Annotated in this window: 24 protein-coding genes and 1 pseudogene; 11 read left to right on the top strand and 14 right to left on the bottom strand. The window is 73.0% G+C overall.

Features of this window, described 5'->3' with window-relative positions:
• Window positions 1–81: 81 nt before the first annotated feature.
• Window positions 82–1,125, bottom strand: coding sequence for an SGNH/GDSL hydrolase family protein (locus tag Q2K19_RS06515; RefSeq protein WP_302768427.1), 1,044 nt, complete (start codon window positions 1,123–1,125; stop codon window positions 82–84).
• A gap of 139 nt (window positions 1,126–1,264) precedes the next feature.
• Here Q2K19_RS06515 and Q2K19_RS06510 point away from each other — a divergent pair, with 139 nt between their 5' ends.
• Together Q2K19_RS06510 and Q2K19_RS06505 are read left to right on the top strand one after the other, a co-directional pair.
• Window positions 1,265–1,621, top strand: coding sequence for a YkvA family protein (locus Q2K19_RS06510; RefSeq protein WP_302768425.1), 357 nt, complete (start codon window positions 1,265–1,267; stop codon window positions 1,619–1,621).
• 75 nt (window positions 1,622–1,696) lie between these two features.
• Window positions 1,697–3,067, top strand: coding sequence for a cystathionine beta-synthase (locus tag Q2K19_RS06505; RefSeq protein ID WP_302768423.1), 1,371 nt, complete (start codon window positions 1,697–1,699; stop codon window positions 3,065–3,067).
• Window positions 3,068–3,178: 111 nt separating this feature from the next.
• On the opposite strand, the gene Q2K19_RS06500 is transcribed toward Q2K19_RS06505, so the two are convergent.
• From Q2K19_RS06500 to Q2K19_RS06490, 3 genes are all read right to left on the bottom strand, one after another.
• Window positions 3,179–4,129 carry a S1C family serine protease gene (locus Q2K19_RS06500; RefSeq protein WP_302768421.1) on the bottom strand — a complete coding sequence of 317 codons (951 nt, stop codon included), beginning with the start codon at window positions 4,127–4,129 and terminating at the stop codon, window positions 3,179–3,181.
• Window positions 4,130–4,230: 101 nt separating this feature from the next.
• A complete protein-coding gene (locus Q2K19_RS06495) occupies window positions 4,231–4,740 on the bottom strand; it encodes a GNAT family N-acetyltransferase (RefSeq protein ID WP_302768419.1) in 510 nt (169 codons plus the stop codon).
• The gene (locus tag Q2K19_RS06490) at window positions 4,737–5,666 is read right to left on the bottom strand and encodes a ribonuclease Z (protein ID WP_302768418.1); all 930 of its coding nucleotides are present in this window, start codon (window positions 5,664–5,666) and stop codon (window positions 4,737–4,739) included. Before Q2K19_RS06490 ends, Q2K19_RS06495 begins: the two co-directional genes overlap by 4 nt.
• A 471-nt stretch (window positions 5,667–6,137) precedes the next feature.
• Between Q2K19_RS06490 and Q2K19_RS06485 the strand changes: the two genes are divergently transcribed.
• Window positions 6,138–7,853, top strand: a complete 1,716-nt coding sequence (locus Q2K19_RS06485; protein ID WP_302768417.1) for an alpha/beta hydrolase domain-containing protein — start codon at window positions 6,138–6,140, stop codon at window positions 7,851–7,853.
• 104 nt (window positions 7,854–7,957) lie between these two features.
• Here the strand turns inward: Q2K19_RS06485 and Q2K19_RS06480 are convergent, their stop codons facing one another.
• From Q2K19_RS06480 to Q2K19_RS06465, 4 genes and pseudogenes are all read right to left on the bottom strand, one after another.
• Window positions 7,958–9,133: an osmoprotectant NAGGN system M42 family peptidase gene (locus Q2K19_RS06480; RefSeq protein WP_302768416.1), complete on the bottom strand. Its 1,176-nt coding sequence runs from the start codon at window positions 9,131–9,133 to the stop codon at window positions 7,958–7,960.
• The gene (gene ngg, locus Q2K19_RS06475) at window positions 9,130–10,956 is read right to left on the bottom strand and encodes an N-acetylglutaminylglutamine synthetase (RefSeq protein ID WP_302768414.1); all 1,827 of its coding nucleotides are present in this window, start codon (window positions 10,954–10,956) and stop codon (window positions 9,130–9,132) included. Before ngg ends, Q2K19_RS06480 begins: the two co-directional genes overlap by 4 nt.
• A 2-nt stretch (window positions 10,957–10,958) precedes the next feature.
• Window positions 10,959–12,743, bottom strand: a complete 1,785-nt coding sequence (locus tag Q2K19_RS06470) for an N-acetylglutaminylglutamine amidotransferase (RefSeq protein WP_302768413.1) — start codon at window positions 12,741–12,743, stop codon at window positions 10,959–10,961.
• Between the two features lie 205 nt (window positions 12,744–12,948).
• Window positions 12,949–13,026 (bottom strand): annotated as a pseudogene (locus tag Q2K19_RS06465) (peptide-methionine (S)-S-oxide reductase MsrA); the annotation flags it as partial.
• Window positions 13,027–13,111: 85 nt separating this feature from the next.
• Between Q2K19_RS06465 and Q2K19_RS06460 the strand changes: the two are divergent.
• Window positions 13,112–13,645 carry a carbonic anhydrase gene (locus Q2K19_RS06460; RefSeq protein ID WP_302768412.1) on the top strand — a complete coding sequence of 178 codons (534 nt, stop codon included), beginning with the start codon at window positions 13,112–13,114 and terminating at the stop codon, window positions 13,643–13,645.
• 40 nt (window positions 13,646–13,685) lie between these two features.
• Here the strand turns inward: Q2K19_RS06460 and msrA are convergent, their stop codons facing one another.
• The 4 genes from msrA to Q2K19_RS06440 all read right to left on the bottom strand — a co-directional run bounded on the left by msrA (window position 13,686) and on the right by Q2K19_RS06440 (window position 16,006).
• Window positions 13,686–14,345, bottom strand: a complete 660-nt coding sequence (gene msrA, locus Q2K19_RS06455; RefSeq protein ID WP_302768411.1) for a peptide-methionine (S)-S-oxide reductase MsrA — start codon at window positions 14,343–14,345, stop codon at window positions 13,686–13,688.
• A gap of 123 nt (window positions 14,346–14,468) precedes the next feature.
• Complete coding sequence (locus tag Q2K19_RS06450; RefSeq protein WP_302768410.1) at window positions 14,469–14,888, bottom strand: HIT family protein; 420 nt, start codon at window positions 14,886–14,888, stop codon at window positions 14,469–14,471.
• Between the two features lie 95 nt (window positions 14,889–14,983).
• Entirely contained in the window at window positions 14,984–15,676 is a 693-nt protein-coding gene (locus Q2K19_RS06445) for a nucleotidyl transferase AbiEii/AbiGii toxin family protein (RefSeq protein ID WP_302768409.1), read from the bottom strand.
• A complete protein-coding gene (locus Q2K19_RS06440) occupies window positions 15,677–16,006 on the bottom strand; it encodes a hypothetical protein (protein WP_302768408.1) in 330 nt (109 codons plus the stop codon).
• Window positions 16,007–16,102: 96 nt separating this feature from the next.
• Here Q2K19_RS06440 and Q2K19_RS06435 point away from each other — a divergent pair, with 96 nt between their 5' ends.
• The 4 genes from Q2K19_RS06435 to ilvA are packed head-to-tail and all read left to right on the top strand — an operon-like array spanning window position 16,103 to window position 20,862.
• A complete protein-coding gene (locus tag Q2K19_RS06435; protein WP_302768407.1) occupies window positions 16,103–17,245 on the top strand; it encodes a cystathionine gamma-synthase in 1,143 nt (380 codons plus the stop codon).
• Between the two features lie 16 nt (window positions 17,246–17,261).
• Window positions 17,262–18,674, top strand: a complete 1,413-nt coding sequence (locus Q2K19_RS06430; RefSeq protein WP_302768406.1) for an amidase — start codon at window positions 17,262–17,264, stop codon at window positions 18,672–18,674.
• A 50-nt stretch (window positions 18,675–18,724) separates the two neighbouring features.
• Window positions 18,725–19,645 (top strand): DUF4328 domain-containing protein, encoded by a 921-nt coding sequence (locus Q2K19_RS06425; RefSeq protein ID WP_302768405.1) that lies wholly within the window; start codon window positions 18,725–18,727, stop codon window positions 19,643–19,645.
• The gene (gene ilvA, locus Q2K19_RS06420; protein WP_302768404.1) at window positions 19,642–20,862 is read left to right on the top strand and encodes a threonine ammonia-lyase; all 1,221 of its coding nucleotides are present in this window, start codon (window positions 19,642–19,644) and stop codon (window positions 20,860–20,862) included. Before Q2K19_RS06425 ends, ilvA begins: the two co-directional genes overlap by 4 nt.
• A gap of 134 nt (window positions 20,863–20,996) precedes the next feature.
• On the opposite strand, the gene greA is transcribed toward ilvA, so the two are convergent.
• Both greA and Q2K19_RS06410 read right to left on the bottom strand, forming a co-directional pair.
• Window positions 20,997–21,497 (bottom strand): transcription elongation factor GreA, encoded by a 501-nt coding sequence (gene greA, locus Q2K19_RS06415; RefSeq protein ID WP_302768403.1) that lies wholly within the window; start codon window positions 21,495–21,497, stop codon window positions 20,997–20,999.
• Window positions 21,498–21,639: 142 nt separating this feature from the next.
• Window positions 21,640–22,074 carry a DUF4307 domain-containing protein gene (locus tag Q2K19_RS06410; protein ID WP_302768402.1) on the bottom strand — a complete coding sequence of 145 codons (435 nt, stop codon included), beginning with the start codon at window positions 22,072–22,074 and terminating at the stop codon, window positions 21,640–21,642.
• Window positions 22,075–22,286: 212 nt separating this feature from the next.
• On the opposite strand from Q2K19_RS06410, the gene mca reads away from it, so the two are divergent.
• The 3 genes from mca (at window position 22,287) to Q2K19_RS06395 (ending at window position 26,220) form a co-directional block, all read left to right on the top strand.
• Complete coding sequence (mca, locus tag Q2K19_RS06405) at window positions 22,287–23,168, top strand: mycothiol conjugate amidase Mca (RefSeq protein WP_302768401.1); 882 nt, start codon at window positions 22,287–22,289, stop codon at window positions 23,166–23,168.
• Between the two features lie 48 nt (window positions 23,169–23,216).
• Entirely contained in the window at window positions 23,217–23,510 is a 294-nt protein-coding gene (locus tag Q2K19_RS06400) for a hypothetical protein (protein ID WP_302768400.1), read from the top strand.
• A 220-nt stretch (window positions 23,511–23,730) separates the two neighbouring features.
• Entirely contained in the window at window positions 23,731–26,220 is a 2,490-nt protein-coding gene (locus Q2K19_RS06395; protein ID WP_302772300.1) for a putative bifunctional diguanylate cyclase/phosphodiesterase, read from the top strand.
• Window positions 26,221–26,224 lie beyond the last annotated feature (4 nt).

The raw sequence follows: 26,224 nt of genomic DNA, 5'->3' as shown, positions 1-26,224 counted from the left end.
CGGCCGCCGGGGCGCCGGGACCGGCGTCGACGTGAGCGTGACCCGCGTTGTGCCTGCTGATGATGCCCCCGCTACCCCCGCTCATGCCAGTCCCTCCAGCGTCGGTGACTCCGCCGGGCCGGACTGCGGCACCGCACCGACGCCGAAGAAGGCACGCCGCCGCAGCTGCGCCCAGCGCCCGCCGGGACCCCGGTCCCGGCCCCGGACCTGGGTGGCGCTGACCTCGGTGCCGGCGTGCCGGGCGGCCTCGTGGGCCGCCTCCGGGAGCGACCGGACGCCTTCGCCGCGCACCAGCCCGGCCCGGCGTTCCTGGCCGGCGCCGAGCGCGGACAGCACGGTGGGCAGCAGTGCCGCCGCGGCGACCGCGTACCCCTCAGCGGACGGGTGGAACCGGTCCCAGGCGAACATCCGGGCCGGCTCGGCGGCGAAGCGGGGACCGAGCAGGTCACCGAGGGAGACCGTCCAGCCGCCCCCCTCGACCACCGCCATCGTCTGGGCGGCGGCGAGCTGGCGGCTCCAGCGCCGGGCCAGCCAGCGCAGCGGCGGCTGGATCGGCCGGATCGCGCCCAGATCGGGGCAGGTGCCGACAACCACCTCACAACCGGTGGCGCGCAGCGTACGCACCGCGTCGACCAGGTAACGCACGGCCACCGAGAGCGGAGTGCGGTTGGTGACGTCGTTGCCGCCGACCAGCACGACCGCGATGTCCGGATCGACCTCCAGGGCCGACTCGACCTGCGGCTTCAGCCCCGCCGACAGGGCGCCGACCACGGCGAACCGGTGCAGCCGGACCGGCCGGTGCAGCCGGCGGGACAGCCCGGTGGCCAGCAGCGCGCCGGGGGTCTCGCGGCGGCGGTGCACGCCGTAGCCGGCGGCCGAGGAGTCGCCGAGGATCACCATGGTGACCGGCGGGCCGGGAAGCTTGGCGCCGTAGACGCCGTCGCAGCGCGGCGGGGGCGCCTCGGCCATCGGGATGGTGCGCCGGGCCTGCCGGGCCTGGCCGAGCAGCACCCCGCCCGTGGCGGCGGTGGCCGCCATCGTGGCGCCCGTGCCGATCGCCGCCATCCGGGCGATCCGCCGGGCGCGCTGCCAGCCGCCCGGCGCGACGGAACCAGCGTCCCCCATGCACCGACATTATCGCGCCGCCACGACCCGCGCTCTCCCATGATCGGGCGGCTGGGACGGGAGGGTTCCGGGTACCAGTACCGACAGGGGCGGGCTTGCGCCGGGACCGCACCCTGGTCGAGCGGAAAGGGGCGAGGAGATGGCGAAGACATTGAAGCGGAGCGCGGCCTTCGCGGCGCTGGCTCGGGCGCTGACGACGGGGGCGCGGAGCGGACCGTCGCTGGGCGCCCGGCTGGCGGCACTGCCCCGGATGATCCGGGCCACCGCGAAGGGGGAGTACGACGGCGGCCTCCGGCTGGCCCTGATGACCGCGGCCACGGCGTACATCGTCTCGCCGATCGACCTGCTGCCGGAGATCCCGCTGGCGGTGTTCGGGCTGGCCGACGACGCGGTGATGGTCACCTGGCTGGCCGGCAGCGTGCTCGCCGAGACCGAGCGGTTCCTGGAGTGGGAGGCACGTCGCAGCTCCGTCATCCCCGGACATGTGGTGCCCTGACGGCACGTACGCTGGGCGACGGACCGAAGTCTTCCCGGCCGCCGTCGGCGGCGGCGCAACGAAGGGCACAACGAGGTGCAGTACTACGACAACGTCGTCGAGCTGATCGGCAACACCCCGCTGGTACGCCTGCGCAACGTCACCGAGGGCATCCAGGCGACCGTGCTGGCGAAGGTGGAGTACGTCAACCCGGGCGGTTCGGTGAAGGACCGGATCGCGCTGCGGATGGTGGAGGACGCCGAGCAGGCGGGCATCCTCAAGCCGGGTGGCACGATCGTCGAGCCGACCAGCGGCAACACCGGGGTGGGCCTGGCCCTGGTGGCCCAGCTCAAGGGCTACAAGTGCGTCTTCGTCTGCCCGGACAAGGTCAGCCAGGACAAGCAGGACGTGCTGCGCGCGTACGGCGCCGAGGTGGTGGTGTGCCCGACCGCCGTCGCGCCGGAGGACCCGCGCTCCTACTACAACGTCTCCGACCGGCTGGCCCGGGAGATCCCCGGCGCCTGGAAGCCCAACCAGTACAGCAACCCGGCCAACCCGCGCTCGCACTACGAGACCACAGGTCCGGAGATCTGGCAGCAGACCGAGGGGCGGATCACCCACTTCATCGCGGGCGTCGGCACCGGCGGCACCATCTCCGGCATCGGCCGCTACCTGAAGGAGGCCTCGGAGGGGCGGGTCAGGGTCGTCGGCGCCGACCCGGAGGGCTCGGTCTACTCCGGCGGCACCGGCCGGCCCTACCTGGTCGAGGGCGTCGGTGAGGACTTCTGGCCGGAGACGTACGACCGGACCGTCGCCGACGAGATCGTCGAGGTGTCGGACAAGGAGTCGTTCGAGATGACCCGACGGCTGGCCCGCGAGGAGGGCCTGCTGGTCGGCGGCTCGTGCGGCATGGCCGTGGTGGGCGCCCTGGAGGTGGCCCGCAAGGCCGGCCCGGACGACGTGGTCGTGGTGCTGCTGCCGGACAGCGGTCGCGGCTACCTGTCGAAGATCTTCAACGACAAATGGATGGCCCGGTACGGCTTCCTGGACGACTCCGGCACCGAGCCGACCGTGGCCGACGCCCTCGCCAGCAAGCCGGGCGGCCTGCCCGAGCTGGTGCACGTGCACCCGACCGAGACGGTCCGCGACGCCATCGACTACATGCGCGAGTACGGCGTCTCCCAGCTCCCGGTGCTCAAGGCCGAGCCGCCGGTGGTCACCGGCGAGGTCGCCGGCTCGATCGCCGAGCGGGACCTGCTCGACGCGCTCTTCACCGGGCAGGCGCACCTGCACGACACGATCGAGCGGCACATGGCCGAGCCGCTGCCGATGATCGGCGGGGGGCAGCCGGTCAGCGAGGCGGTCGCGCTGCTGGAGAAGGCCGACGCCGCCCTGGTGCTGGTCGACGGCAAGCCGAAGGGCGTGCTGACCCGGCAGGACCTGCTCGCCCACCTCGGCGCCCGCTGACCCGGACCGCCTGAGCGAGGGCCCTTTCCCCGGCCGGGGAAAGGGCCCTCGCCGTCACCGCCCCCGGCCGCCGGTCGCCGACTCGACTCGGACCGGGACGGGGCGTGACGGCTACCGGCCCAGCTCGGTGGGGACCGCCACCACGTCGACGTACGCCCCCTTGCGCAGCACGGTGACCGGCAGGCGGGTGCCGATCGCCGGGCCGAGCATCAGCCGTTGCAGGCCCTGGCCGTCCTGTACCGGCCGGCCGCCGGCCGCCACGATCACGTCGCCCAGATAGATCCCGGCCACCCCGGCCGGGCTGCCCGGCACGACCTCCACCACCCGCAGCCCACGACGCTGCCCGGTGCGGGCCGTGATCTCCGGCGGCAGCGGTACGGGCACGCCGGCGACCCCCAGCCAGGCCCGGCGGACCCGGCCGTCGCTGGTCAGGTCGGCGATGATCTGCCGGGTCGTCGCGTTGATCGGCACGGCCAGCCCGAGGCCGTGCCCGGCGACCGCCGTGTTCACCCCGACCACACGGCCGGCCGAGTCGGCCAGCGCGCCGCCCGAGTTGCCCGGGTTCAGCGCCGCGTCGGTCTGGATGACGTCCTCGATCAGCCGGGTGACCCGCCCGTCCCGCGCTGGCAGGGACCGGCCCAGGCCGGAGACCACCCCGGCGGTGACCGAGCCGGCGAGCCCCATCGGGTTGCCGACCGCCACCACGAGCTGGCCGATCCGCAGCCGGTCCGCGTTGCCCAGCTCCACCGGCGGCACGGTGGCCTGCTCGGCGCGCAGCACGGCCAGGTCCGACAGCGGGTCGGCCCCGACCACCCGGAACCGGGTCTCGGTGCCGTCACCGAAGGCGGCCGTGCCGCCCCCGGCCCCCTGCACGACGTGGGCGCTGGTGAGCAACTGCCCGTCCGGGCCGATCACCACGGCCGAACCGGCCCCGGCCCCGCGGGGGGTCCGTACCGACAGGGCGGCCACGCTGGGCAGCACCCGGGCCGCCACGCCGGTCACCACCCGGGAGTACGCGTCGAGCGCGGCGTCCTCCGCCCGCTCGCTGTGCTCGCTGTCCATGCCGATGCCAACGCGCCGCTGCCGGCCCCCATGCCCCGATCCGCTCACAGCGAACGGCGGTTAAGCGGGGCACCCTTCGCTACCGGAGGCGTTAAGAAGGGTTACAGCTTCCGGGCGTAGCGGAGCTGGGGCACCAGCGCGGGGCCGATCCGGTCGGCGCGCTCCTCGCCGGTGGCGGCCCAGCCGCCGCGCTCGTAGAAGCGGCGGGCGGACAAGTTCTCCCGGAGCACCCACAGCACCGCCCGGCTCCAGCCGCGCGCCCGCATCGCGGCCAGGGCGTCGACCATCAGGGTCCGCCCGGTGCCCCGCCCCCGCTCGTCCGGCGCCAGGTGGATCGCATTGAGCAGCCCGGTGGCCGGGTCCCCGGCGTCGTCCGGCCCCAGATAGCTGAAGCCGACCAGCCGCCCGTCCCGCTCGGCCACGGTCATCCGGTGGTCGGCCCGCTCCCAGGTCAGCCGCTCCACCCAGTACCGGCCCATCTCCTCGGGCGTCGGCGCGGCCAGCGCCTCCGCCGGCAGGAACGACGAGTACGCCGCCACCCGGGACCGCTGGTGCAGCGCGCCGACCGCCATCAGGTCGGCCTCGGTGGCGGGGCGCAGGGCGACGGTCACCCGGGCGAGGCTACCCGCCGGGGCGGCACCGGGACGGTCATCAGGTCCTCGGCGATCACCAGCTCCCCGGTGAAGTGCGCGCGGGCCTCGTCGGCGAACCGGCGGGGGTCGGCGTACCGCTGGGAGAAGTGGGTGAGCACGAGGGTGCGTACCCCCGACTCGGCCGCCACCCGCGCGGCCTGCGCCGCGGTGAGGTGGCCGACCTCGGCGGCGAGCGCCGCCTCCGACTCCAGGAATGTCGACTCGATCACCAGCAGGTCGGCGTGCTCGGCCAGCGCCCACACCCCGTCGCAGAGTCCGGTGTCCATCACGAAGGCGAACCGCTGGCCCGGCCGGGTCACGCTCACCTCGTCCCGGGTGACGCGGCGTCCGTCGACGTCCAGGTGGCCGTCGCGGAGCAGCTTGCCGACGGCCGGGCCGGCGATGCCGTACGCGGCCAGCTTCTCCGGGAGCATCCGGCAGCCGTCCGGCTCGACCAGCCGGTAGCCGTACGTCTCGATCGGGTGTCGCAGGCGGCGCGCCTCCAGCGTGCCGATGCCCAGGCTGATCCGCTGCCCGTCGGCGTCGATCGGCTCCACGGCCAGCTCGGCGGTCTCGTAGAAGCTCGACGCGTGGCGCAGCCGGGCGAAGAAGTCGGCGCCGCCGGCCGGAAAGGTCACCGCCACCGGGTGGGGCACCCGGTCCAGGGAGAGGCGCTGGATCATGCCGGGCAGACCCAGGCAGTGGTCGCCGTGGAAGTGGGTGACGCAGATCCGGGTGAGGTCGGTGGCGGAGATCCCGGTGTGCAGCAGTTGCCGCTGGCTGCCCTCGCCCGGGTCGAAGAGCAGCACCTCGTCGTCCCAGCGCAGCAGGTAGCCGTTGTGGTTGCGTTGCCGGGTCGGGGCCTGGCTGGCCGTACCGAGCACCACCAGCTCGCGCATCGACAATGCAGGCCCCCTCACACATGAAGCGACCCCCGGGGCTTCCGCGCTCGCGCGCGGGCCGGCTGGACTGGGCCGGCACCCCGGGGGTCGGGTGGCTGTCGTGGTTTCGCCGCACCGCTGCCACACGGTCTCGACGATGGTGCCTGGTGCCCGCCTCGCGGCGGACGGGATTTCACTGTCGAGGACAGCGGCTAGCGGACAGCCACCTCACGAGTCCGATTGCTATACAAGTCTGGACCACCTCCTTTCCCGTGTACCGCCACGCTATCCAGTCCGGCAGGAGCCCGGCAACTGGTTTGGATCACACAGGCGAGGGGCGACTCAGGAGCCACTTTTGGCGGCGGAGGCAAAAGTTCGACTTTCTTCGCTATATCTTGCGTCTATTCCGAGCATTACCGTGTGCGGCAGAGCCGTAACGCACAGACGTCTCACCAGCCTGGCTCAGCGCCAGCCGCTCCCATCGTGAGGTGAACCTTGTCTGTCCTGCCCACAGTCCGGCGCAATGCTTCCCGGTTCCTGCTCGCGTTGAGCCTGATCGGCGCGTCGACCGCGTTCCTCGCCCCGCCCGCGGGTGCCACCGACGGAGCCCGCCGTCCCTCCACCGCGACCGGTGACAGCGTCTCGGACCCGCTGGTCACCGGACCGATCGCCAGTACCTCCCCCGTCGGGGACCCCAGCCACGGCTACCCTTTCCTCGCCACCGACGTCAACCTCGCCGCGGCCGGCTATGTCGAGCAGGAGTTCTTCATCTCCGGCACGGCAACCCGCTACGCGACCCGGGGTACGGACACGGCAGTGGTGATCAGCACCGACCAGCCGTACGCCACCCGCATCGTGGTGCGCCGGCCGCTCTCCGACGACAAGTTCAACGGCGTGGTGCTCGCCGAGTGGAACAACGTCAGCAACCAGTGGGACCAGGAGGTCGACTGGTTCCAGTCACACGAGCACCTGATCCGGGAGGGATACGCCTGGGTCGGCGTCTCCGCCCAGCGGGCCGGGCTGCACTCCGCGACGGGCCTCAGGGCCTGGAGCCCGACTCGCTACGGCGCGTTGGACGTCACCGTGGGCGGGACGGTCACCGACGACAGCCTCTCCTACGACATCTTCAGCCAGGCGGTGAAGGCGGTGCGCAGCCCGGCGGGCGTCGCCCCGCTCGGCCGGCTGTCGCCGCCCCGGTACGTGATCGCCACCGGTCACTCGCAGTCGGCCGGGCGCCTCGCGAACTACTTCAACGGCATCCAGCCGCTGGCGAACGTCGTCGACGCGGTCGTCCTGCATGGCGGCGGTGGGGTCCTCCGGACCGACCTGACCACGCCGGTCTTCCGGATCAACTCCGAGGGGGACGTGGCGAGCGGGATCCTCTCCGCAGCGGCCCGGGCCCAGGCCGACTCGCCGGTCCTTCGTGCCTGGGAGGTGGCCGGCGCCTCGCACGGGGACTGGAAGCTCATCACCGACTACGGCCCGTTGCGGAAGCGGGACATCGGCAGCTACCCCGGCGGCTATCCGGGTGAGCCGCAGACGTGCGCGCTTCCCTCGCTGTCCCGCATCCCGCAGCACATGGTGCAGAACGCGGTGTACGACCACACGGTCAACTGGGTCGCGTACGGCCTGCAGCCGCCGACCGCGCCGAAGATCCAGATGACCGGGAGCACGCCGCCGGCCGTCGCCCGTGACGATCTCGGGCTCGCGCTCGGTGGGATCCGGCTCGCCCAGCACGAGGTGCCGCTGCGGGTCAACAGCGGCAGCAACACCGGACCGGGCTTCTGCTTCCTCGACGGCAGTTCACTACCCCTGACCGATGCGCAGTTGGCCGTGCTCCACCCGACCGTTCAGTCGTACGTCGTCGAGAGCGTCGCGGTGACGATGGCCAACGTCAGGGCCGGTTACGTTCCCGAGGACGTCACCCGCGACCCCGCCTGGTACTCCGACATCCGCTACCTCATCGCCGAGTACGTCGCCGCCGGCCGCATCGCCGAGCACGTCGGGGCCGCACTCGAAGCCCGCCTCCGACCCGCCGAGCGGGCGGGCACCGCCGGCGACGAACGGCCCACGATCGTCCTCCTGGGGCACCTCGCCGACCAGGCGGAAGCTCTGATCACGGAGGATCCCGCGGCCCGCGACGCGGTGCTCCGCGTGAGCGAGGCGCTCATCGCACTCCGCCGCCACGAGGCGGAGCGCACCGACGGGTAAGGGTCGACGGGCCGCGGCGCCCCACGCCCTCGCCCGCCCGCCCGCCGGCGCGATGTACGACGCTGCGCCCGCCGCGACCAGGAGCGGCGGGCGCAGCGCTGCGGTCAGTCGATCCCGATCGGCCCGTCGCGGGGACCCTCCGCGGAAGCCGGCTGGACGGCCAGCGACGGGAAGTCGGCCAGGTCGCCCTCGGGCTCGGCGTCCCACTCCGGGAAGACCAGCGGGTGCTGCAGGTAGAGGCAGAGCAGCCGGGCCAGCTCACGCAGCCCGTCGAGGTGGGTGCGCTCGTGCCCGTGGGTGGCGTCCACGCCGAAGCCGAGCAGGGCCACCCGGGCGTGCGCGCCCGCCTCGACCGCCGCCGCCACGTCCGAGCGGTAGTAGTCGAAGACGTCCCGGACCAGGTCCACGCCGTGCTCCCGGGCGATCGCGGCCAGGTGGCGGGTCAGGTGGTAGTCGAACGGACCCACCCCGTCCCCCATGGCCAGGGTGGCGGCATCCTCCCGGGACTGCTGACCGGGTGCGACCACGGCGGCGTCCACCGAGACGATCTCCGCCACGTCCGGGTCGAGGCCGTGGCTGGCCCCGTGCCCGATCTCCTCGGTGACGGTGACCAGCAGGTGGGCGGTCACCGCCGGGGTGACCCCGGCGTCGACCATCGCCTTGAACGCGGCCAGCACCGCGGCCACCCCGGCCTTGTCGTCCAGGTGCCGGGACTTGACGTACCCGCTGGGAGTGATGGTCGGGTCGGCCAGCAGCGCGACGAAGTCGCCCGCGTCGATGCCGAGCGCGCGCAGGCCGGCGAGGTCGGAGACCGGCTCGTCTACCCGTACCTCGACCAACTCCCAGCCGACGCCCTGCAGGTCGACGGCCTCGTTGTAGCGGTGGCCGCTGGCCTTCAGCGGCAGCACCTGACCGGTGATCACCCGGTCCAGGTCGTCGGTGAAGATCCGCACCTGGGCGCCCTCGGCGAAGCGGGCGCTGTGCGTGCCGATCGGCTTTAGCTCCAGCCGGCCGTTGCGCTTCAGCCGTTTCACCATGCCGCCGATGGTGTCGGTGTGCACCACGATCGCCCGGTCGGCGCCGTTGGACCGGGGGCCGGGCAGGTAGGCGCTGAGCGCCCCGCGCCGGGTCAGCGTCGAACTGATGCCGAGCGCGGAGAGGCGTTCCCCCACGTACTGCTGGACGTGGTCGGTACGCCCCGACGGGCTGGGGATCTCCAGCAGCTCCACCAGCACCTGACGCAGGTAGTCGAGGTCGATCTCCAGGGGCTTCGGGCTCACGCGGCGCCTCCCGTACCGGCCGGGGACCAGAGCCGCTGCGGCGCCCGGGTGCCGGGGAAGAGCAGGTCGACGAAACGTTCGGCGGTCGGCTGCGGCTCGTGGTTGGCCAGGCCGGGCCGCTCGTTCGCCTCGATGAACACGTGCTCCGGGCGGTCCGGGGCGGGCACCAGCAGGTCCAGCCCGGTCACCGGGATGTCCAGCGCCCGGCTGGCCGCCACGCACGCCTCGGCGATCACCGGGTGCAGCTCGGCGGTCACGTCGTGGATGGTGCCGCCGGTGTGCAGGTTGGCGGTCCGGCGTACGGCCAGCACCTGGCCCTTCGGGAGCACGTCGTGCATCCGGTAGCCGGCCGCGGCGACGACCTCCCGGGTCATGTCGTCGACCGGGATGCGCGACTCGCCACCCGTGGCGGCGGCGCGCCGCCGGCTCTGCCGCTCGATCAGCTCGGTGACGTCGTGCACGCCGTCGCCGGTGATCTGGGCCGGGCGGCGCACGGCGGCGGCCACCACCTCGTGGTCGATGACGACCACCCGCAGGTCCTCGCCGTCGCGCAGCTCCTCGATCAGCACGTCCGGGCAGAACCGGCGGGCCAGCTCGACCGCCGCGGTCAGCGCCTCCGGCGTACGCACCCCAACGGTGATGCCGTTGCCCTGCTCGCCCCGGGCCGGCTTCACCACCACCGGTCCGAAGTCGGCCAGGAAGGCCAGGTCGTCCGGGTCGCCGGTCGCCGTCCGTCCGCGCGGCACGGCGAGACCGGCCTCGGTGACGATCCGCCGGGTCACCCGCTTGTCGTCGCAGCGGCTCATCGCCACCGCCGAGGTCAGCTCCGACAGCGACTCCCGGGTGTGCACCGTCCGGCCGCCGTTGCTCAGCTTCAGCTCGCCCCAGTGCGGGTCGGTGATCTCCACGCGGATCCCGCGCCGCATCGCCTCGTCCGCGATGATCTTCGCGTACGGGTTGAGCTCGTCGTACCCCTCGGGGGCCGCGGGCAGGAAGAGCCGCTCGTTGATCGGGTTCTTCCGCTTCACGCAGAGCGTCCCGGTGCGGTGGAAGCCCAGCCGCTCGTAGAGCCGGATCGCCCCGGAGTTCTCGGCCAGCACCGACAGGTCCACGAACGCGCGGCCCCGCTCGTCGAGCCGGTCGGCCAGCGCGGTCAGCAGGGCCTGGCCGGTGCCGGGCGGGGCGGCGTTGAAGTCCACGGTGAGGCACCACAGGCTCGCGCCGTTGTCCGGGTCGGCGAAGACCGCGACGTGGTCCACGCCGGTGATCGTCCCGACCACCTCCCCGGTGGCGGCCTCGGCGACCAGGTGCAGGAACCGGTCGGTGTGGGCGTTGTCGACCAGCACCTCGACCGGCGCGGTGACCATGCCGTTGCGCGCGTAGATCCGGTTCACCGCGTCCGCGTCGTCGGCGTCGCGCAGCGGGCGGATGGTCAGGCCGGGGATCTGCCCGTTCTCGGTGGCGGCCGGTCGGCGCTCGCCCAGCGGCAGCCGGTAGGTCAGCGACGGGTCGATGAACAGCTCGTCCGGGAGCCGGGACACCAGCACGTGCGGATCGCGCAGGTAGATGCAGATGTCCCGGGCGCCGACCGCCTCGGAGCGCAGCACGTCGGCGACGTCGACCTGCTCGGCGAAGGTCTGCCCGAAGACCAGCCGGCCCCAGCCGCAGTCCAGCACCACGCCGGATCCGTCGGACGGCTGCCGTCGGGGCTCGGGAACGCCGGGGGCGACCGGATCGCCGCCGGGGCCGACGCTCTCCCGGCGCCGGCCGAGCACCCGCTCCCGGTCGGTACGGGCCGTGCCGGTGGCGAGGGTGTCCGTCACGGTCAGTCGATTCCGTGGCTCTGGAGCCACATTTCCAGGAGTCCGAGTTGCCACAGCTTGTTTCCGTTCAACGGGGTCAGTTCGGCGTTCGGGTCGGCGAGCAGCGCGTCGACGTATTCGGCGCGGAACAGGTTCCGGCGGCGGGCCGCGGGCGCGGAGAGGGCGTCGCTTACCCGGTCGAGGAGCTTGCCCTCGAGGTGGGTGAGGCCCGGCACCGGGAAGTAGCCCTTCGGCCGGTCGATCACCTCGTGCGGCAGGACCCGCCGGCCGATCTCCTTGAGCACGCCCTTGCCGCCCTGGGCCAGCTTCAGCTCCGGCGGGCAGCTCGCGGCCAGCTCCACGAACTCGTGGTCGAGGAACGGCACCCGGGCCTCCAGCCCGTGCGCCATGGTCATGTTGTCCACCCGCTTGACCGGGTCGTCGGTCAGCATGACCTGGGTGTCGATCCGCAGGCCGGCGTCGACCGCGGTCTGCGCCCCCGGCCGGGCCAGGTGGGCGGCGACGAACTCCCGCGCCGGGTCGCCGTCGGCCAGCCACGCCGGGTTGAGCACCCGGGCCAGTCCGGCCGCGTCGCGGTCGAAGAAGGCCTTCGCGTACGTGTCGAGCGCCCGCTCCCGGTCGACCCCGGCCAGCGGCGGGTACCAGTGGTAGCCGCCCAGGATCTCGTCGGCGCCCTGGCCGGACTGGACCACCTTGACGTGCCGGGCGACCTCCTGGCTGAGCAGCCAGAACGCGACGCAGTCGTGGCTGACCATCGGCTCGCTCATGGCCGTGACCGCGGCCTCCAGCGGTGGCAGCAGGTCGCCGGTGGGCACCTTGAGCTGGTGGTGGTCGGTGCCGAACGTCTTCGCCACCAGGTCGGAGTAGACGAACTCGTCGCCCTCCCGCCCGCCGACCGCGTCGAAGCCGATGGAGAAGGTGGCCAGGCCGGACTGGCCCTCGCCGGCCAGTAGCGCGACGACCAGGCTCGAGTCCAGCCCACCGGAGAGCAGCACGCCGACCGGCACGTCGGCCACCATGCGGCGGCGTACGGCGGTGGTGAGCGACTCCAGCAGCGCGTCCTGCCAGTCCCGCTCCGTCCACCCGGACCGCTCGGCGGCGCGGGTGAAGGACGGATCCCAGTAGACCCGCTCGTGCGTGGCGCCGTCCGCCTCGTACACCCGGACGGTGGCCGGGGGGAGCTTGCTGACGCCGCGCAGGATGGTCCGCGGCGGCGGCACGATGCTGTGGAAGCTCAGGTAGTGGGCGAGCGCCACCGGGTCGATCGAGGTGTCGATCCCGCCGCCGGCCAGCAGCGCCGGCAGGGTGCTGGCAAAGCGCACCGCGCCCGGGGTCTCGGCCAGGTAGAGCGGCTTGATGCCGAGCCGGTCCCGGGCCAGGACCAGGCGCCCGGTGTCCCGCTCGGTGATCGCCACGGCGAACATGCCGACCAGGTGGTCGACGAAGTCGAGCCCCCACTCGGCGTACGCCTTGAGCACGACCTCGCTGTCGCCGGAGGAGAAGAAGCGGTGGCCCTTGGCCCGCAGCTCCTCGCGCAGCTCCCGGTAGTTGTAGATGCAGCCGTTGAAGACGCCGGTGAGGCCGGCGGTGGGGTCGACCAGGGGCTGGCCGCTGGCCGCCGACAGGTCGATGATCTTCAGGCGGCGGTGACCGAGGGCCACCGGGCCCTGGGACCACACCCCGCCGTCGTCGGGCCCTCGGTCGTCCATCGTGGCCGCCATGCGCTCGACCGCACCGACATCGGCGCGTGAGCCGTCACGGCGGTACTCCCCAGCCAGTCCGCACATGCCAGGCAATGCTGCCAGAGCTCGGTGCGGTCCGCCTGTTGAGGTGATATCGCTGGTGTTGGGTCTTTGCTAGGATGCCCGCCCCGCAAATTCTGTGGGCGGCCAGGGGCGGGTTTCCGATCGGCCGCCCGCCGGGTGCCCGAATCGGATCGGGCCTGTGGTGTGACAAACACCGCAGGCCCGGAAACGGACATCCGGTGGGTCGGCCGGCGGTACGGGCCACGCCGACCGGGCAGCTCAGCCCGTTGGGGCCGTGGTTGCAGTACCCGTTCGGGTTCTTCGACCAGAGCGGTACTCCGATGTCGCCTGGATTGCGCGTTCGAGGCCGCTTGGCGGGGCGGCCGACTTAGGCTCCGAAAATGGGTAAAATGGACGATCTGCTGCAGCGCAATGTCCGTTTCGCTGCCACGGATGCTGTGGATCGTGCCCCGAAGATCCCGTTCATCCCCAACCGGCAGCTTTTCGTCATCACGTGCCTCGATCCGCGGGTTGACCCGGCGTTCATCTTCGATCTGTCCTTCGGGGACGCCATCGTCTCCCGGTCATTGGGCGGTCGGGTCACTCCCGCCGCGATCCTGGACCTGGCGTGGATCAGTTATCTGCACGAGATCAAGGCGCCCGACGCGGACTGGTTCGACATCGCTGTCGTGCATCACACGGACTGCGGGATGGGGTTCGCCGATGCCGCGCTGCGCAAAGGGTTCCGCGAGCGAGGCCTTGATGACGCCGCCCTGGCTGACAACGCGGTCTTCGACCCGACCCAGACCGTGCCGGGAGATGTGGAGAAGCTCATCAACACGCCGCAGGTGTCGCCGAAGATCAAGGTCTCTGGATACGCGTACGACGTGAAGACCGGCAAACTGACCACCGTGGTGCCGCCGCGCAGTCGCGATGACGGATAGGTCTGGCGCGGATCCGTGACCCGCGCCAGACACTTGGGGGTTACGCCGTCTTCGCCACGCCCACCGGGCAGGTCATGCCGTTGGGGCCATGGTTGCAGTAGCCGTACGGGTTCTTCGTCGGGGCCAGGTACTGCTGGTGGTAGTCCTCGGCCAGGTAGTAGTCGCCGAGCCGGGTGATCTCCGTGGTGATCTCACCCTTGCCGGCCCGCGCCACGATCGGCGCGAACGCGTCCCGGGACGCCTGTGCGGTGGCGAGCTGCTCGTCGGTGCCGGCGTAGATCGCCGACCGGTACTGCGTGCCGACGTCGTTGCCCTGGCGCATGCCCTGGGTCGGGTCGTGGTTCTCCCAGAAGACCTTGAGCAGGTCCTCGTAGCTGATCTTCGTCGGGTCGTAGACGACCTGGACCACCTCGGCGTGCCCGGTCATCCCCGAGCAGACCTCCTCGTACGTCGGGTTCGGGGTGTAGCCACCCGCGTAACCGGCCGACGTGGTGATCACGCCCGGGAGGGTCCAGAAGAGCCGCTCGGCGCCCCAGAAGCAGCCCATCCCGAAGACGGCCACCTGCGAGCCCTCCGGGAAGGGGCCCTTCAGGGCGGACGGCAGCACCTCGTGCCGGTCGGCGACGGGCATCGCGATCAGCCGGCCCGGCAGGGCCTGGTCGGGGGAGATCATTTCGGCCTTCATGCGGCGAAGGAACACGGTCGGGACTCCTTTCGTACCGTTCGCAGGCTGCAACGCCGCCGGGCCCGGCATCCTTACCCGCACCGTCTGCGGTCAGGCCGTGGGCCGTCCCCCGTTCGGCCGGCGACCGCCGGAGCATCCTCACGGCAGGTTGATGGCGGCGGCGATCCGGTCGGCGTACTCCCGGGCCTCCGCGTCGTCCGGGTAGCGGGTACGCGGCCAGAAGAAGCCGCGCAGCCCGTCGCCCTTCGTCCGGGGCACCACGTGGGTGTGCAGGTGCGGGACGGACTGGGACACCTTATTGTTGACCGCCACGAACGTCCCACCGGACCCCAGGCCGGTCTCCACCGCGACGATGATCCGCTGGACCAGCCGGAAGTAGCCGGGCAGCAGCTCGGCCGGGAGCGTGTCGAGGGTGACCACGTGGGGGCGCGGCACCACCAGCACGTGCCCCTTGAACACCGGTCGGGTGTCCAGGAAGGCGACCCCGTCCGGCTCGTCGACGACGGTGAACGCGGGCACCTTGCCCGCCACGATCCCGCAGAACACGCACCCGCTCACCGGGCCAGGCTATGCGCTCCGCCGGGACGCCGCCGCCCGCCGGGCGCCGGTCAGTCCCCGGTTCGCTGAGGGCTGGCCTGGACCAAGCACTCCGTCTACAGCCGGTCCAGGTAGGTTTCCCACTCGCTGTCGAGAACGCCGGTGGGGCCGGTCTCCCCGCTCGCCAGCCGATTCCTGATGTCCGTCTCCCATCGCAGCGCCCAGTCGCGCAGCTCGTTGACGGCCGAGGCGTCGAGTCCGTACGAGAGAAAGGTGCGAGTGTCGCGTTCCTCGATGCCACCCAACCGATCGGCCAGCTCTTCCAGGGAGAAGCCGACCGTGTGGCAGGCACACAGCTTCTCCAGCTCGACCCAACCGAGCTGACCGTTCGCGGCGCGCACGTCGATGAAGTCCCGGTGCGCGGCCCGGTCGTGCAGCGCGCGCACCTTGAGCCCGACCGCGTCTTCGAAGGCGAGGACCGGCCCGATGTTCAGCCGGGCTGGTGGCCTCAGGGCCTCCTTGAGGAGGTCGACCTCGCAGGACACCGCGCCGTCCGTGACGAGCATCCGGGCCATCCGTGGTGTCGTTTCGATGACCTGAACGGCGAACCCGGCGGCGAGGTACGCGTCCGAGAGTCGCGCCACCACGACGGTGAGCGGCAGGGCGGTGGCGGTCGCGAAGTCGATGTCCTGGGAGGGGCGGTCCACCAGCTCGTGAGCGCACATGGCGTATCCGCCCGCAAGCATCAGCCCGAGGTCGTCGCCGGCGGCGAAGCCGACCTCGAGTAGCCGGCGGTGCAGCTCGTCCATCTAGCCCGCGCAGAGTTCGGGCAGCCTGCGCTCCCAGAGCATCGTCAGACGACGAGCCGTCAGGCGCTTGATCCGGGGCCAGTCCCGGCGGAGCAGGGTGGCGTTGACGTACCGGACGATGTCGTCACGCTGGCCGCAGTCGAGCAGGAGGCAGTAGAGCGTCAGCCGTTCGCGCGGGTCGGCGACGTCATAGTCCGCCGGCCCTGACCAGGCGAGCTGCACCGGAAGGCGCACTGTTCCCCGATCGGGGCCGGCCAGCAGTCCGAGCGAGGACGGGATCCGGTCGGCCGCCCCGATCAGCCGGGACGGCAGCGGCACGTTTGACGTCACCGAGCCAGTATGGCCTGCCCCACCGACACGGCGAACGGTGTGACCCGCGGCGGGGTTCCACCCGGTGGGACGGGAGGGCGGACTAACGTCTCGGGCATGAGTCACGGCTTCGACACGCTCGCCATCCACGCCGGTCAGGACCCGGAGGCCCGCACCGGCGCGGTGATCCCACCGATCTATCAGACCAGCACGTACGCCCAGGACGCCGTCGGCGCGCCCCGGCAGGGCTACGAGTACAGCCGCTCCGGCAACCCGACCCGGGACGCGCTCCAGGAGTGCCTGGCCGCGCTGGAGGGCGGGCCGGTCGGGCTCGCCTTCGCCAGCGGCCTGGCCGCCGAGGACGCCCTGCTGCGGACCGTGTGCAAGCCGGGTGACCACGTGGTTATCCCGGACGATGCGTACGGCGGCACCTACCGGCTCTTCGCCAAGGTCGCCGAGCGCTGGGGGCTGGCGTACACCCCGGCGAAGGTCTCCGACCCGGACGCCGTGCGGGCGGCCATCCGCCCGGGCGCCACGAAGATCGTCTGGGTGGAGACGCCGACCAACCCGCTGCTCGGCATCGCCGACCTCGCCGCCCTGGCCGGCGTCGCGCACGAGGCCGACGCGCTGCTGGTGGTCGACAACACCTTCGCCTCGCCGTACCTCCAGCAGCCGATCGCGTTCGGCGCGGACGTGGTGGTCCACTCCACCACCAAGTACATCGGCGGACACTCCGACGTGGTCGGTGGCGCCCTGATCGCCGCCGAACGGACGCTCGGCGAGGAGCTGCGCTACCACCAGAACGCGATGGGCGCCGTCAACGGCCCGTTCGACGCCTGGCTCACCCTGCGGGGCATCAAGACCCTCGGGGTACGGATGGACCGGCACTGCGACAACGCCGAGCGGATCGCGGCCTACCTGGACGGTCATGCCAAGGTCGGCCAGGTCATCTACCCGGGCCTGCCGTCGCACCCCGGTCACGAGGTGGCCGCCAAGCAGATGCGCCGGTTCGGCGGCATGATCTCGTTCCGCGCGGCGGGCGGCGAGGAGCACGCCGTGGAGATCTGCAACCGGGCCAAGCTCTTCGTGCTCGCCGAGTCCCTCGGCGGGGTCGAGTCCCTGATCGAGCACCCGGGACGGATGACACACGCAAGTGCTGCCGGCTCGCCGCTTGAAGTTCCCGGCGATCTCGTGCGACTGTCTGTCGGCATCGAGACGGTCGACGACCTGCTCGCCGATCTGGAGCAGGCGCTGGGCTGACCGCTGGCTGGGGAGGATGGCCGTGCCGGACATCATGCCGACGACCTGGGTGGGGGCGACCGCCAAGCAGGTCGCCCGGGGCGTACGCCGGGGTGACGTCTCCGCCACCCAGGTGGTGGCCGACCACCTGGATTACATCGGGCGCACCGACGCCGACCTGGCCGCGTTCCGCACGGTGCGCGGCGGGGAGGCGATCACCGAGGCGGAGAAGGTCGACGAGCAGGACGACCTGGCCAACCTCCCGCTGGCCGGGGTGCCGGTCGCGGTCAAGGAGAACACCCCGGTCGCCGGCCTGCCCACCTGGAACGGGTCGGCCGCCTGCCGTACCCCGGTGGCGGAGGCGGACCACGAGGTGGTCCGCCGCCTGCGCGGTGCGGGCGCGGTGATCCTCGGGGTGACCCGGATGCCGGAGCTCGGCCTCTGGGCGCTCACCGACGACGAGACCGGCGTGACCCGCAACCCCTGGGACCTGCGGCGCACCCCCGGCGGCTCCTCCGGCGGCGCGGCCGCCGCGGTGGCCGCCGGGCTGGTGCCGATGGCGCACGGCAACGACGGCCTCGGCTCGATCCGGATCCCGGCCGCCTGCTGCGGCCTGGTCGGGCTCAAGCCCGGCCGGGGCGTGATCCCCTACCAGCTCGGCGCGGACGACTGGTTCGGCCTCGCCGAGCACGGCATGTTGACCACCACGGTCGCCGACGCGGCGGTCGGTTTCTCGGTGCTGGCCGGCCGCCGCCCGGAGAAGCTGGTGCCGCCGCAGCGGCTGCGGGTGGGCGTCTCGCTGCGCTCGCCGGTTCGGGGCGTCTCGCCGGACGCCCCCAACCGGGACGCGGTGGCCGCCGCCGGCCGGCTGCTCGCCGCCGCCGGGCACGACACCGTCCCTGCCGACCCGATCTACCCGACCGCGCTCGGCCTCAAGGGCCTGGCCACCTGGTTCGCCGCGGCCGCCGCCGATGTCCGGGCCGCCGGGGTGGAGCGGCGCGGGCTGCAGGCGCGCAGTCGCCGGCACGTCAGCCTCGGCGAGTGGGCGCAGCGCCGGGGGTACGTCCGCGAGGCCGACCGGGCCGCCTGGCGCGAGCGGTCCGTGAACTTCTTCGCCGACCACTCGATCGACCTGCTGCTCACCCCGGCGCTGGCCGCCCTGCCGCCGGAGGCTGCCGGCTGGTCCGGTCGCTCCTGGCTGGCGAACATGCGGGCCAACATCCGGTACGCCCCGTACGCCGCGCCGTGGAACATCGCCGGGCTGCCGGCGATCGTGGTGCCGGTGGGCCGCCGCCCGGACGGCCTGCCGGTCGCCGTGCAGTTCGTCGGCCCGCCCGGCTCGGAGCTGCTGCTGCTCGGCGTCGCTGGCCAGTTCGAGATGCAGGCCCCCTGGCAGCGGCACGCCCCCGGCTACCCCCGGGTCGGCACGGGGTCGCCGGCCGCCGCATGATCGTCTAACGTGTCCGCACTTCCACACGCGGACCACGGGGGATGACGTCGATGCCCTGCCAGACCTGCGGGGACGCCACGTCCCCGGCCTTCAACGAGTGCCAGCGCTGCGGCACCCCGCTCGGCCAGCCGGCGGTCAGCCCCGGCGTGCCCACGTACGCGGTGCGCGGCCTGGGCACGGCCGCCGCGATCGCGGTCGGCGCGGCCAGCGTGCTCTACCTGCCGAGCGCGCTGTTCCCCGTCGTCGGGGTGCGGGTGGCCCGCGCGGCGGCCGAGCAGGCCGACCGCGACCTGCTGATGGGCGCGGCGGTGGCCGAACTCCTCCTTGTCCTGCCCTACCTGCTGGCCTTCCTGACCGCTGCGGTGCTGGTGATCATCTGGACCTGGCGGGTGCGGAAGAACCTCGAGGCGTTTCCGGGGGCCCTGCCGACGATGGGTCCGGGATGGGCGATCGCCGGGTGGCTGGTGCCGTTCGCCAACTTCGTGGTGCCGGCGCGGGTGGTGGCCAACGTGGCCCGGGACAGCCTGTGGCGCCGGAGCACCCCCGGCCTGGTCGGGCTCTGGTGGGCCGCCTGGCTGGTGTTCACCTTCGGCGAGCGCGTCGTCAGCCGACTCGACGACCAGCGGTACACCAGGCTGACCGAGTGGCCCCGCAGCGACGCGGAGTTCCAGACGTACGTCCGCTACTACCAGGACGCGATCGGCCCGCGGCTGATCCCCACGGCCGCCTGCCTGGTCGCCGGGGTCACGCTGATCGTGCTGATCCGCCGGATCTCCGCCGCCCAACAGGACCGGATCGCGCGTGCCGCACCGGCCTGGCCGGTCGCCCCCGGCTGGCCCGGCGCGCCGGCCGGGTACGCCGTGGGCTACCCGACGCAGCCCGTGACCGGGCCGTCGCCGCAGGTCGCGAGCGATCCGACCGTGGCGTCGCCGCAGGTTCCCCCGGGGGCGGGTGGCACGATCGGGGCATGACGGAACTGGTCGGTCTCGCCGACGTACAGGCCGCGCGGGAACTGCTCGCCGGCGTCACCCGGACCACCCCGCTGGAGCCCTCCCGGCCGCTCAGCGCCGTGCTGGGCGGTCCGGCGTGGCTGAAGTGCGAGAACGTGCAACGCGCCGGGTCGTACAAGGTGCGCGGGGCGTACGTGCGGATCTCCCGGCTCTCCGCCGAGGAGCGGGAACGCGGCGTGGTCGCGGCGAGCGCCGGCAACCACGCGCAGGGGGTGGCGCTCGCCGCCGGCCTGGTTGGCACGCACGCCACGGTCTTCATGCCGGTCAACGCGCCGCTGCCCAAGGTGGCCGCCACGAAGGGGTACGGCGCCGCGGTCGAACTGGTCGGCAACACGGTGGACGAGTCGCTGGTCGCGGCGCAGACCTTCGCCGAGCGCACCGGGGCGATGTTCATCCACCCGTTCGACCATCCGGACGTCATCGCCGGTCAGGGCACGGTGGCGCTGGAGATCCTCGAACAGTGCCCGGACGTCAGGACGATCGTGACCGGGGTGGGCGGCGGTGGCCTGATCTCCGGGATGGCGGTGGCCGCCAAGGCGCTGCGTCCCGACGTACGCGTGATCGGCGTGCAGGCGGCGACCGCCGCGGCGTTCCCGCCCTCGCTCAAGGCCGGCGAGCCGGTCCGCCTGCCGTCGTTCTCGACGATCGCCGACGGCATCGCGGTCGGCCGTCCCGGTGACCTGACCTTCACCCACGTCCGCAAGCTGGTCGACGAGATCGTCACCGTCTCCGAGGAGGACATCTCCCGGGCCCTGCTGATGCTGCTGGAGCGCGGCAAGCAGGTGGTGGAGCCGGCCGGCGCGGTCGGGGTGGCCGCGCTGCTGGCCGGGGCGGTCGAGGTGGAGGCGCCGGTGGTGGCGGTGCTCTCCGGCGGCAACATCGACCCGCTGCTGATGCTGCGGGTGATCGAGCACGGCCTGGCCGCCGCCGGCCGCTACCTGCGGGTGACCGTCCGCTGCACGGACCGGCCGGGTCAGCTCGCCTCGCTGCTCAGCGAGATCGCCGAGCACCGGGCCAACGTGGTGGACGTGGAGCACCAGCGGGCGAACCCGCACCTGCGCCTCGGCGAGGTGGAGGTGGCGCTCTCGGTGGAGACCCGCGGCGTGGAGCACTCGGACAAGCTGATCAGCGCCCTGCGGGCCAGCGGCTACCAGGTGGTGTTCGCGGCCGAGTCGTGATTCCCGGTCCGCGACGACGCGACCGCCCCGGCCGATGATTCGGTCCGGGGCGGTCGCGGGTGGCTCGGGTCCGAGGAGCCTGTCAGCCTCGGTCGGGGTCGGACCCGAGCCGGCCGGCGCGGGTCCGGTGGCTCTCAGCCGGTGAAGGGCTCGAACTTGACGACCGTCACCTTGATGTCGGCGCCGCTCGGTGCCTTGTAGGTGCAGGTCTGGCCCTCCTTGCCGCCCAGGATCGCCTTGCCGAGCGCGGACTCGGGGCTGTAGACGGTCAGGTCGGTGGTGGAGGCGATCTCCCGGGAGCCGAGCAGGAAGGTCTCCGTGTCGTCGGCGTCGTCGTCGAAGTAGATCGTCACGACCATGCCGGGCGACACCGCGTCGGCGGTCGGGGCCTCGCCCACCTGGGCGGTGCGGAGCAGCTCCTTCAGGTAGAGGATGCGCCCCTCGGCCTTGCCCTGCTCCTCGCGGGCGGCGTGGTAGCCGCCGTTCTCCCGCAGGTCGCCCTCCTCGCGGCGGGCGTTGATCTCGGCGGCGATGACCGGCCGGTTGGCGATGTGCTCGTCGAGCTCGGCCTGCAGGCGGTCGTACGCTTCCTGGGACAGCCAGGTGGCGGGCGCCTCGTTGCCGTTGGTGGACACAGGCGGTCTCCTCGGTTGGTGCGGACTGGCTGACAGGTGAACTACCAAGTTACCAGTGCCGCACCCGTCAGGGTGTCGCCGATCACCCCCGGTGCCGCTGGCTGAACCGGGGGTACGCGTGGGCGGGCCGGGCCGCGTGAGGTCAGCCGGCCGGCCGGCAGCGCAGCACCTCACCGATGAACGGGCGGGCGGTGGTGGGCACCTCGTGCCGGGCGGTGACGTGCCGCTGGCCGGGGCGGGCCGTCACGGTGGCCTCGGCCTGTCCCACCTCGGCGCCGTCGTGCGACCGGGCCCGCAGCAGGCAGGTCGCCGACCCGCCCGGGGGCACGGTGACCCGGAAGTCGACCACCACCCGCGTGTCGGTGATCCCGGTGTAGGTGATCACCTCGGCCCGGTACTCGGGGTCGCCGTACTGGTCGTAGAGCTTGGCGGCGACCAGCCCGAGGACCGCCAGCAGCGCGGCCGCCAGCCCGACCAGCAGGAGCGGACGGCGGCGCCCCCGCTCCCGGCGGCGGCCGTAGCGGCCGGGCGGGAACACCGGCGCACCCGGTGCGATTGTGGCGTGCGTCTCGCTCACCGGCGGGTATCTCCTGGCGTTGTGGTCGGCGGCATCGGCAAGAATGGCAGAGTCCATCTTCCCAGCCCGGCGCTGAGTCAAGGATGGCAGGTCGGCGGAGCCGCCGACCGGCCAGCACGGGGGCTTTCGCAGGCGCGCGGGAAGATTCCGGCAGGTCAGCCGGTCCGGCCCGGGTGGGCCCGGCCGGTCGGCACAGACGAGGAGCGCCGAAGGTGGCCCAGCAGTTGCGTCTCATGGCGGTGCACGCCCATCCCGACGACGAGTCGAGCAAGGGTGCCGCGACCACGGCGAAATACGTCGCCGAAGGCGTCGATGTCCTGGTCGTTACCTGTACGGGTGGCGAGCGGGGGAGCGTGCTCAACCCGAAGATGGACCGCCCGGACGTCTGGGCCAACATCGCCGAGATCCGCCGCGCCGAGATGGACGCCGCCCGCGCGATCCTCGGCATCGAGCAGGCCTGGCTCGGCTTCGTCGACTCCGGGCTGCCCGAGGGCGACCCGCTGCCGCCGCTGCCCGAGGGTTGCTTCGCGCTCCAGGACGTCGAGGTCGCCGCGGCCCCGCTGGTGCGGTTGATGCGTCAGTTCCGCCCGCACGTCGTCACCACGTACGACGAGGAGGGCGGCTACCCGCACCCCGACCACATCATGACCCACCAGGTGACCGTCGCCGCGTTCGAGGCCGCCGGCGACCCGGAGCGCCACCCCGAGCTGGGCGAGCCCTGGCAGCCGCTGAAGCTCTACTACGACATCGGCTTCTCCAAGGGCAAGATCACCGCGTTGCACGAGACGATGCTCGAAGCCGGCCTGGAGTCGCCGTACGAGGAGTGGCTCAAGCGCTGGGAGGACCGCCCCGACAAGGGCCCCCGGATCACCACCCGGGTGGAGTGCGCCGAATACTTCCCGGTCCGCGACGACGCCCTGCGGGCCCACGCCACCCAGATCGACCCGGACGGCTTCTGGTTCCACGTGCCGATGGAGCTGCAGCAGCGCGCCTGGCCGACGGAGGACTACCAGCTCGCCCGCTCGCTGGTGGACAGCCCGCTGCCCGAGTCCGACCTGTTCGCCGGCGTTCGGGAGACGGCGCATGCCCGCTGATCCGGCGGAGGGCTACCCTGGTGGTCAGCCGCACATCGGAGGAACACCATGCTGACCACCGCCCAGGTGCTCGCGGAGAACAACTTCGGTGACACCCGTACGGGTGGCCTGGCCGGCCCGATGGGCCTCTTCCTCATCATTGCGCTGGCCACCGTCACCATCCTGCTGATCCGCAACATGAACGCCCGGCTGCGCCGGCTGCCCGACCGGTTCCCGCCGCAGGCCGGCCCGGCCGACCACAGTCGCACCGATGCGTCAGTCGCCGATCCGACAGACGCGACCTCATCGCAGGAATCACCATCGGACGCTCCCAACGGCTCCCAGCAGCACCGGAACGGGTAGTCGGCGGGTGAATCACGCCGAAGCCGGTCGTCGCCCCCTGTTGCGACCACCGGCTTTGGCTTAGCCTTCCGCCGGGGGACCGAAAGTCCCTGAGCCGTGCGCGGGAGGGGGCGCCGATGTCCGTGGCAGCCGTGGCCGCCCGCCGTGCCCTCGGACCACCGGTGGACGGGGTGGGCCCGTGACCTCCGGCGGGGAAGCTCACCCCCCGGACCGGCTCGGCCTGCGTGGCACGCCGGCCGGCGTCCTCCTGGTGACCGCGGCCGTCGCGGTCACCGCCCTGGTGGCCACCCTGGTGGGGCTCACCGTCCCCGCGTCCCTCCCGCCGGACGACCCGCTGCCGCCACCCGCCCGGTTCGGCCTCGCGGTCGCCACGTTCGCCGTGGCCCAGCTCGCCCGCCTGCGGTTCCGGACCGCCGCCGGCATGGTCAGCATCACCTGGGGCGAGGCCGCCCTCATCGTCTGCCTCTATCTCGTACCGGCCGGCTGGCTGCCGGCCGCGGCCCTGCTCGGCGCCGGGGCCGCCTGGACCTCGATGTCCCTGCTCACCGACCGCCGGCCGGTGCTGGAGCTGGTCCGGATCATCGCCTCCCTGACCGCCGCCGCCGCGCTCGCCGCCGCGGTGGCCAGCGCGCTCGGCCGGCCGCTGCTCGCCGCGCCGACCCCGGAACTCGCCGCCGCGCTGATCGTCGGGTCGGTGGTCTACCTGCTCACCACCGCCTGGCTGGGCGGCGCGAGCCTCGCGCTGCGGCACGGCATCCCGATCGGTCCGCCGCTGTTCGCCGCGCTCCGCGGCAAGCTGCTCATGTTCGTCGGCAACGTGGCGGTCGGCCTGGTGGTGGTGGCGCTGCTGGAGCTGGACCCTCGCTGGCTGCTGCTCCTCCCGCCGCCGCTGTGGCTGCTCCAGCAGACCTACCGGCACCGGCTCCGGGCCGACCAGGAGCGGCGCACCTGGCGGGCGTTCGCCGAGGCCACGGCCGCGCTCAACCAGCTCGACGAGCGCGGTGTGGCGACCGCCGCCGCGACCGGCGGCCTCAGCCTGTTCGGCGCCGAACTGGTCGAGGTGGACGTCGCCCGGGGCGACGGCCGGTGGCGCCGTTACCGGGCGGACGCCGGCGGTCAGGTCCGCGACCGGGAGGTGTCACCGCCGTCGCCCACCGCATCGGGCGACCACGAGCTGGTGCGGTCGCTCGTGGTGGGCAGCGCGGAGGTGGGTCAGCTGCGGGTCCATTTCCCCCGGTCCGCGCCGCCGACCAACCGGGAACGGGACGGCGTCGCCGCGTTCGGCGACGCGCTGGCCGCCGCCCTGCACGACGCCGCCACCCACCGCGAGCTGCGGCTGGTCACCGCCCGGTCGTCCTACGAGGCGGTGCACGACCAGCTCACCGGGCTGCTCAACCGGGCCGCCATGCTCACCAAGGGCGACCAGGCGCTGCGGCAGCGCGCCCACGACCACCCGGTGGCGCTGCTGCTGCTCGACGTCAACCAGTTCAAGGAGGTCAACGACACCCTGGGGCACGCGGCGGGGGACCAGCTGCTGCGGCTGACCGCGAACCGGCTGGCCGCCCTGGCCCGCCCCGGCGACCTGCTCGGCCGGCTCGGCGGCGACGAGTTCGCCCTGCTGCTGACCGCGGTCCCGGTGATCGACGACCGGACCGCCCCGATCGCGTACGCGCTGCGCCAGGCCCGGGAGATCGCCGAGCGGCTCGCCGCGCCGACCGAGGTGGCCGGGGTGCGGATGTCCGTCGAGGTGGCGGTCGGGGTGGTGGTCGCCGACGCGGGCACCGCCGACATGATCGAGCTGCTGCGCCGGGCCGACATCGCCATGTACCAGGCGAAGGAGGGCGGCGGCAGCGTCGCCGCGTACGACAGCTCCCGCGACGCGGCGAGCACCGACCACCTGGCGCTCCTCGCCGAGCTGCGGGAGGCGTTGGAGGCCGACGACCAGCTCGTGCTGGCGTTGCAGCCGGCGGTGGACCTGGCCACCGGCGCGCCGACCGGGGTGGAGGCGTTGATCCGCTGGCAGCACCCCCGCCGCGGCTGGCTCGGCCCGGCCGACTTCATCCGGCCGGTGGAGAGCAGCGAGCAGCTCGGCACCTTCACCCGGTACGTGCTGGACAAGGCGCTCGCGGTGGCGGCGGACTGGGCCAGGGAGGGGCTGGAGGTGCCGATCTCGGTCAACCTCTCGGCGCGCAGCCTGCTCGACCCGCGGCTGCCCGGGGAGATCGGCGACGCGCTGCGCCGGCACCAGGTCCCGCCGCACCGGCTGGTCCTGGAGATCACCGAGACGGTGGTGATGAGCGAGCTGGAGGTCATCGACGAGGTGCTGGCCACCCTGCGGTCGATGGGGGTGCAGCTGGCCGTCGACGACTTCGGCACCGGGTTCTCGTCGCTGACCTTCCTGACCCGGATCGCCGTGGACGAGCTGAAGGTCGACCGCTCCTTCGTGATCCGGATGGCCGACTCGCCGGAGGCGGCGGCGATCGTCCGGACCACCGTCGGGCTCGCCCATGAGCTGGGGCTGCGGGTGGTGGCCGAGGGGGTGGAGACCGCCGAGCAGCGGACCGCCCTGGCGGAGCTGGGCTGCACCGCCGCGCAGGGCTACCACTTCTTCAAGCCGATGCCGGCGGACAAGATCGGGGCGGTGCTGGGGTCGCTGCGCGACAACGCCCAGGGCAACGTCTTCCCGCTCCGCGCCGACGGCGCGTCCTGAGCGC

It is taken from the genome of Micromonospora sp. NBRC 110009 (assembly GCF_030518795.1).
Lineage (GTDB): Bacteria > Actinomycetota > Actinomycetes > Mycobacteriales > Micromonosporaceae > Micromonospora.
Note: the sequence above shows the minus strand (reverse complement) of the source record. Positions and strands in the feature narration are given on the sequence as shown.